Below are 7,464 nucleotides of genomic sequence, written 5' to 3' on the forward strand. Positions count from 1 at the left end.
GCGCTTCTTCCTCGCCCGGCGCGAGGTCCCACGCTCGGAACTGGCGCGCTACTGCCAGATCGACTACGAGCGCGAGATGACCTTCGTGGCGCTGGACGGCGAGCGCATGGCGGGCGAGGTGCGCGCGATCTGCGACCCGGACAACCGCGAGGCGGAGTTCGCCGTGCAGGTGGCTTCGGACTGGCAGCACCACGGCCTCGGCGGCCGCTTGCTGGACAAGCTGCTGGCCTACCTGCGCGCGCGCGGCACCGCCGAAGTGTTCGGCCAGTGCCTGCCGGAGAACGAGGGCATGGCGGCGCTGGCGCGCGAAAAGGGCTTCGAAGTCCGGATGGACCGGGACCACACGATGCACATGCGCTTGCGCCTGGCTACGGCGAGTCCCCCAGCCGCCGGTACAGCGTATTGCGGCTGATCCCCAGCCGCCGCGCCGCTTCCGAGACGTTGCCGGCGGCTTCATCGAGGGCGCGCCGGATCGCGCTGCGCGAGATGCTGCGCAGGTCCGCCGGCTCCGGTGCGTCGACGCCGCCTTGCGGCTGCCCGCGCAGTTGCTCCGCGAAATCCTCGCACAGGTGGTGCCAGCCGATCTCGTTCTCCTGCGGCTCCAGCAGGGCGCAGGCCGTGCGCAGCACGCTCGCGAGCTGCCGCAGGTTGCCCGGCCAGGCATGGGAACGCAAGGCGGCCAGCAGCGAGGCCTCCACCTGCACGTCGCGCCCGGGCAGCAGCTGCGCGAGCTGTTGCGCGAGCAGCGCGGGCAGGTCGCTGCGCGCGCGCAGCGGCGGCACCTTGAGCGTGAAGCCGTTGAGGCGGTAGAACAGGTCCTCGCGGAAACGCCCGGCCGCGATCTGCGCGCGCAGGTCGCGGTGCGTGGCGCACACCAGCCAGAAATCCACCGCCACCGGCTTGCCCCCGCCCAGCGGCGTGACCTGCCGGTCCTGCAGCACGCGCAGCAGGCGCGTCTGCAGCGCGAGCGGCATGTCGCCGATCTCGTCGAGGAACAGCGTGCCGCCCTGTGCCTCGCGGATGCGGCCGGTGGCGCCTTCGCGGGCGGCGCCGGTGAAGGCGCCGCGCTCGTAGCCGAACAGCTCCGCCTCGATCAGCGCCTCGGGCAGCGCCGCGCAGTTCACCGCCACGAAAGGCTGGCCGCGGCGCGGGCTGCACGCGTGCATGGCGCGGGCCAGCACCTCCTTGCCGGCGCCCGACTCGCCCTGCACCAGCAGCGGGATCGCGCTCGGCGCGAGCTTGCGCGCCCGCTCGATTGCCGCGTGCATCGCGAGGTCGCCGGTGTCGAGCGCAGCCAGCGCATCGGCCGGCGCCGCATCCTCCACCGGGGTGCCAGAGCGCGCGGCATGCGCCGACAGCACCGGCCGCGCGGCCTCCACGCGGGCCCACAGCGCCGCCCCGGCGTGGCCGTGCACGATGCGCGGCACCGAGGGCGAGCGCCGGAACCAGTCCATCAGCAGGGGCACCGGCTCGGCCAGCACGTCCTGCAGCCGGCAGCGCGCCAGTTGCGGCCAGTCCAGCCCCAGCATGCGCAGCGCGGCGCGGTTGGCGCCGGCCAGGCCGCCGTCCTCGCGCACCGCGAGCAGGCCTTCGGTGAGCGTGCCTATGCCTTCGGGCTGCGCGTGCAGGCGCAGCACCAGGCCGCTCCAGTGGCGCACGTCGTGGCGGGTCTCGAACAGCCGGTGCTCGATCATGCGCGCCGCGGAACGCACCAGGCCGATCGTGTGCGGGTGGTAGCCGCGGTGGTCGCCCGAGACGTCCAGCACGCCCAGCAGCTGCCCTCCGGGCGCGAGGATGGGCGCCGCCGCGCAGGTGAGGAAGGCGTTGCGTTCGAGGTAGTGCTCCTCGGAATGCACGGCGATGGGCTGCCGCTCCGCCAGCGCGGTGCCGATCGCGTTGGTGCCGCGGTACTGCTCGGACCAGGTGGCGCCGGGACGCAGGGCCACGCGCTCGGCGCGGCTGACGAAATGCAGGTCGCCCATGGCCTGCAGCACCACGCCGTCGGCGCCGGCCAGGATCACCATGCTGTCGGTGCCCTCGGTCTGCTCGACGAGGAACTCCATGACGGGGCTCGCATGCGCGACCAGCTCGCGCTGCTGCTCCAGCGCGCGCGCGAGCTGCGGGCCCGAGGCGTGCGGCGCCCCGGGCATGCGGCCGGCCGGCTGCAGGCCGGCCTGCCAGCTGCGCAGCCAGGAGCCGGCGAGCTCGGGGCCTACCAGCTCCCGCTTCAGTTCGCCCGCTTCCAGCAACTGGCGCCGGGCCAGCCGCAGCCCGCTGCGCGCGGGCCTCTGCGCGACTTCGTGCATCCGCATGGCTTGTCTCCTCCAGCGAATTCTGCGCGGCCCGCCGGTCCGGTTCGGCCCGGAATCCGTGCCGGCCTGTTCCATTCCGACACACCGGGCAGCGGCCGCTGCACCGTCCCGGCACGCCCGCCACCGTAAGGCCGGCGCCTTTCGGCAGGCTTGCAGGCTTCCGATGATGAAAGCGCCGGGTGGCACGGGGGCTGCAATCCGATGGACGGAGGCGCGCAGGGCGCTTCTTCCATCCACCTACCGGAGACAACGCGTGATCTATGCCAAGCCTGGCGCCGCCGGCGCCCCCGTCGCCTTCAAGAGCCGCTACGACAACTTCATCGGCGGACGCTTCGTCGCGCCGGTGCGCGGCCAGTATTTCGAGGTGCTGACGCCCATCAACGGCCAGCCCTACACGCAGGCCGCGCGTTCCACGGCGGAGGACGTGGAGAAGGCGCTCGACGCCGCCCATGCGGCCGCGCCCGCCTGGGGCCGGGTGCCGGCCGCCGAGCGCGCCAACATCCTGCTGAAGATCGCCGACCGCATCGATGCCAACCTGGAGAAGCTGGCCTATGCGGAGACGGTGGACAACGGCAAGCCGATCCGCGAGACGCTGGCCGCCGACATCCCGCTCGCCTCCGACCACTTCCGCTACTTCGCCGGCTGCCTGCGCGCGCAGGAGGGCAGCCTGTCCGAGATCGACCACGACACCGTGGCCTACCACTTCCACGAGCCGCTGGGCGTGGTCGGCCAGATCATCCCCTGGAACTTCCCCATCCTGATGGCGGCCTGGAAGCTCGCGCCGGCGCTGGCGGCCGGCAACTGCGTGGTGCTCAAGCCCGCCGAGTCCACGCCGGTCTCGATCCTGGTGCTGATGGAGCTGGTCGGCGACCTGCTGCCCGCGGGCGTGATCAACGTCGTCAACGGCTACGGCAAGGAAGCGGGCACGCCGCTCGCCACCAGCAAGCGCATCGCCAAGCTGGCCTTCACCGGCTCCACCGCCACCGGCAAGGCGATCGCGCAGGCGGCCGCCGCCAACCTGATCCCGGCCACGCTGGAGCTGGGTGGCAAGTCGCCCAACATCTTCTTCGACGATGTCGCCGCGGCCGACGACGAATTCCTCGACAAGGCGATCGAGGGCCTGGTGCTGTTCGCGTTCAACCAGGGCGAGGTCTGCACCTGCCCCTCGCGCGCACTGGTCCAGGCTTCCGTGTACGAGCGCTTCATGGAGCGCGCGATCAAGCGCGTCCAGGCCATCAAGCAGGGCAACCCGCTCGACACCACCACCCTGGTCGGCGCCCAGGCCTCGCTGATGCAGATGGACAAGATCCAGTCCTACCTGAAGCTCGGGCGCGAGGAGGGCGCCGAGGTGCTGGTGGGCGGCGCGCGCGCACGGCTGCCGGGCGAGCTGGCCGAGGGCTACTACATCCAGCCGACGGTGTTCAAGGGCCACAACCGGATGCGCATCTTCCAGGAGGAGATCTTCGGCCCGGTGCTGGCCGTGACCACCTTCAAGGACGAGGCGGAGGCGCTGCAGATCGCCAACGACACGGCCTACGGCCTCGGCGCCGGCGTGTGGACGCGCGACGGCAGCCGGGCCTACCGCATGGGCCGCGCCATCCAGGCCGGCCGCGTTTGGACCAACTGCTATCACGCCTATCCCGCGCACGCGGCCTTCGGCGGCTACAAGGAATCGGGCATCGGCCGCGAGACGCACAAGGTGATGCTGGAGCACTACCAGCAGACCAAGAATTTGCTGGTGAGCTACAGCCCGAAGGCGCTGGGGTTCTTCTGATCGGGCCTCGACTCCCTCCCCCTCTGGGGGGAGGGTGGGGTGGGGGCGCTCCGGCGTGCGAGAAGGGCACCGGCGTGCCCCCACCCCAGCCCTCCCCCAACGGGGGAGGGAGAAAGTCAGAGGCGCGGCGGCTGGCGCACGCGTGTGGCCTGCTCGAACGCATACGCGTACGACAGCAGCTTCGCCTCGCTGAAATCCGGTCCGAGCAATTCGGCGCCGATCGGGACACCGAGCGGCGCCGTGGCCGTGGGCCGCGAGAAGCCGCCCGGGAAGGTCACGGCCGGAAAGCCGGTGCCGTGCGAGAGCACCCCGTTGCGCTCGGCCTGCTCCGCTTCTCCCGCAGGCACGACCAGGATGCGCTGCAACGGATAGAGGATCGCGTCCAGCCCCAGGTCGGCCAGGCGGGACGCGAGCATCACCCGCAGCCGGTCGCGGTTGGCGATGCGCTGCAGGTACTCCGGCTGCGTGAGGCCGTCCTCGATCGCGAGCTCGGCCTCCATCGCCTGCTGCACCGGCGGCACGGCGGTGTTCGATTCGACCAGCTGGCGGAAGCCGGTCACCGGCTGGTCGGCGCCCAGCCCGGCGAAGTACTGCTCGAAGGCCGCGCGCGCTTCCCAGCGGTCGGTGCTCACGCGGGCGGTGAGTTCTTCCAGGCCGGGAATGCGCAGGCGCAGCACCGTCGCGCCCAGCGATTCCATGCCGCGCAGCACCTGTTCCATCACGGCGTTGACTTCGGCGTGCCGTTCTTCCTGTCCGCACGCGTCCTCCAGCAGGCCGATGCGCGCCCCGCGCAGGCCGTCGGCCCGCAAGGCCGCGAGGTAGTCCGTGGGCGGCCGCACCGCGCCGAGTGCCGTCACCGGGTCGCGCGGATCGTAGCCCGCCATCACCGAAAGCAGGCGCGCCGCATCTTCGACGGTGCGCACGATCGGCCCCACCTCGTCCTGCGTGAAGCTGTTGGGCATCACGCGGCCGCGGCTGACGAGGCCGCGGGTGGGCCGCACGCCCACCAGGCAGCAGGCCGAGGCGGGCGAGCGGATCGACTGGCCAGTGTCGCTGCCGGTGCCGAGCACGGCGAAGTTGGCCGCGATGGCGGCGCCGGTGCCGCCGCTGGAGCCGCCCGGCGTGCGCGTGAGGTCGTAGGGGTTGAGCGTCTGGCCGCCCAGGCTGCTGATGGAGATGCCGCCGCGCGCGAACTCCTGCAGGTTGGCTTTCGCCAGCACCAGCGCGCCCGCCTCGCGCAGGCGTTGCACGGTGAAGGCGTCGCCGCGCGGCTGCGAATGGCGCATCGCGACGCTGCCGCCGGTGGTGGGCAGGTCCTGGGTGTCGAAGTTGTCCTTCAGGATCACGGGGATGCCGTGCAGCGGGCCGACGCGGCCCTGCTGCGCGCGCCAGTGCGCGTCGAGCTGCGCGGCCTGCTCGAGCACCCGCGGGTTGAGCGTGAGCAGCGCACGTAGCGCGGGGCCGCGGCGGTCGCAGGCCTCGATGCGCGCGAGGTACGCCTGCACCAGTTGCACGGCGGTGAGCTCGCCGCGGTGCATGGCCGCGTGGATGCTGGCGACGCTCGCCTCCTCGAGGACGAAGGACTCGGACGGCTTCATGCGCCGATTATCGACAGCGCGCCTGCACACGAAAGGCCGCATCGGCGCGCGCAAGGTCGTGATGCGCAGGCGGCGCAGCCACGCTACGGCCGCGTTGAACGGGTGCGCTCGTCGGGCATCCGCACCACAAGGTCATCAACGCTCGCTAGACTCGCGGCCCATCCGGGACCATTCGAGGAAGGCGATCTCATGCATCAACGCTTCATCTCCCTGGCCATCGCGGGCCTCGCCTTGCTCGCCGCTTGCAGCGAACGCGTGCCCGAGCGGCCCGCGGCCGAGCCGGCAGCGAGCGCCGCCTCGGCGCCGGCCACCGCGAACGCCCCAGCGGACGACGGCTACGACGTGTCGAAGATGGACATGAAGCCGGCGCCCTCCACGCTGTCGTCCGAACGGCACACGGGGGCCTTCGCGCTCGGCAGCGCCCTCAGCATGGGCCCGGCGATCCAGCCGCTCGACCCCTCGCCGGTGAAGGAGGTGCGGCTCGACACCACGCACAAGATCATCGACCTCGCGCCCGGCGTGAAATTCAGCGCCTGGACCTTCGGCGACACGGTGCCGGGGCCGACCGTGCGCGCGCGCGTGGGCGACCGCGTCAAGTTCACCATGACCAACCGGTCGGACGAGGTGGTGCCCGGCGTGCAGCTGACGGCCGCGCCGATGATGCACTCGATGGACTTCCACTCGGCGATGGTGGCGCCAAACGACAAGTACCGCTCGATCGCGCCGGGGCAGACCATCTCCTTCGAGTTCACGCCCAACTATCCCGGCGTGTACATGTACCACTGCGGCACGCCCATGGTGCTGGAGCACATCGCGTCGGGCATGTACGGGATGATGATCGTGGAGCCGCGCGGCGGCTACCCGACCAAGGCGGACCGCGAGTACGCGGTGATCCAGAGCGAGTTCTATACGAAGCTCGACCAGCAGAAGCGGAAGCTCGATGGCGTGCCGCTGTACGTGCTCGATGGCGTGAAGGTGCGCACCAAGGCGCCCACCTACACCGTCTTCAACGGCCGCTACAACGGCATGGTCGACCAGCCGCTGCAGGCCAACCCCGGCGAGCGGGTGCGCCTGTTCGTGCTGAACGTGGGGCCGTCCAACACCTCCAGCTTCCACGTGGTGGGCACGATCTTCGACCGCGTGTGGCTGGAGGGCAATCCCGACAACCAGCTGCGCGGATCGCAGACGGTGCTGCTCGGCTCCTCCAACAGCGCCATCGTGGAGTTCTACCTGCCCGAGGCGGGCAACTACGTGATGGTGGACCACCATTTCGCCAACGCCTCGCAGGGCGCGATCGGCATCATCGCGGCCGGTTCCGTGGCGCCGGGCGATGCCGAGCACCACAACATCCCGGCGACGCAGAAGGTGCCGACCGACCCGGTGGCGCAGCGCGCGCAGCTGGACTTCCAGTCCAAGTGCCTGGCCTGCCACACCCTGGGCAGCGGCGACAAGCTCGGGCCGGACCTGCTGGGCACGACGAAGCGGCACGACACGGCCTGGCTCACGCGCTGGCTGAAGTCGCCGGAGCAGATGCTGCAGACCGATCCCACCGCCAAGGCGCTGCTGGATCGCTGGAAGATTCCGATGCCCAACCAGGGCCTGACCGACGAGGAGATCCGGGGCTACATCGAGTTCTTCAAGTGGGCCGACGCGAACGTGCAGCCCGTCACCACCGCGGCCGGGCCGGCGGGCGCGACCTCGCCGGCCGCAGGCGCCAGCGCACCGGCCAGCGGCGTGCCGAGCCCGACGGCTCCGCCGGCGCAAGGCGGTGCTTCGACAC

Annotated in this window: 5 protein-coding genes; 3 read left to right on the forward strand and 2 right to left on the reverse strand. The window is 71.6% G+C overall.

Annotated features, from left to right (window positions below):
• The coding region (locus VFM98_RS07085) for a GNAT family N-acetyltransferase (protein WP_325109206.1) at positions 1–412 on the forward strand (412 nt) is incomplete at its 5' end.
• Here the strand turns inward: VFM98_RS07085 and VFM98_RS07090 are convergent.
• Positions 369–2,312, reverse strand: a complete 1,944-nt coding sequence (locus VFM98_RS07090) for a sigma-54-dependent Fis family transcriptional regulator (protein WP_325109207.1) — start codon at positions 2,310–2,312, stop codon at positions 369–371. The two genes, VFM98_RS07085 and VFM98_RS07090, sit on opposite strands and share 44 nt — an antisense overlap.
• A gap of 253 nt (positions 2,313–2,565) precedes the next feature.
• Here VFM98_RS07090 and VFM98_RS07095 point away from each other — a divergent pair, with 253 nt between their 5' ends.
• A complete protein-coding gene (locus VFM98_RS07095) occupies positions 2,566–4,086 on the forward strand; it encodes an aldehyde dehydrogenase family protein (protein ID WP_325109208.1) in 1,521 nt (506 codons plus the stop codon).
• Positions 4,087–4,202: 116 nt separating this feature from the next.
• On the opposite strand, the gene VFM98_RS07100 is transcribed toward VFM98_RS07095, so the two are convergent.
• Complete coding sequence (locus tag VFM98_RS07100; RefSeq protein WP_325109209.1) at positions 4,203–5,684, reverse strand: amidase family protein; 1,482 nt, start codon at positions 5,682–5,684, stop codon at positions 4,203–4,205.
• Between the two features lie 189 nt (positions 5,685–5,873).
• Here VFM98_RS07100 and VFM98_RS07105 point away from each other — a divergent pair.
• Positions 5,874–7,464 (forward strand): multicopper oxidase domain-containing protein (locus VFM98_RS07105; RefSeq protein ID WP_325109210.1); only part of this gene is annotated, 1,591 nt, incomplete at its 3' end.

This window comes from Ramlibacter sp. (assembly GCF_035706265.1).
In the GTDB taxonomy this organism is placed as follows: domain Bacteria; phylum Pseudomonadota; class Gammaproteobacteria; order Burkholderiales; family Burkholderiaceae_C; genus Ramlibacter.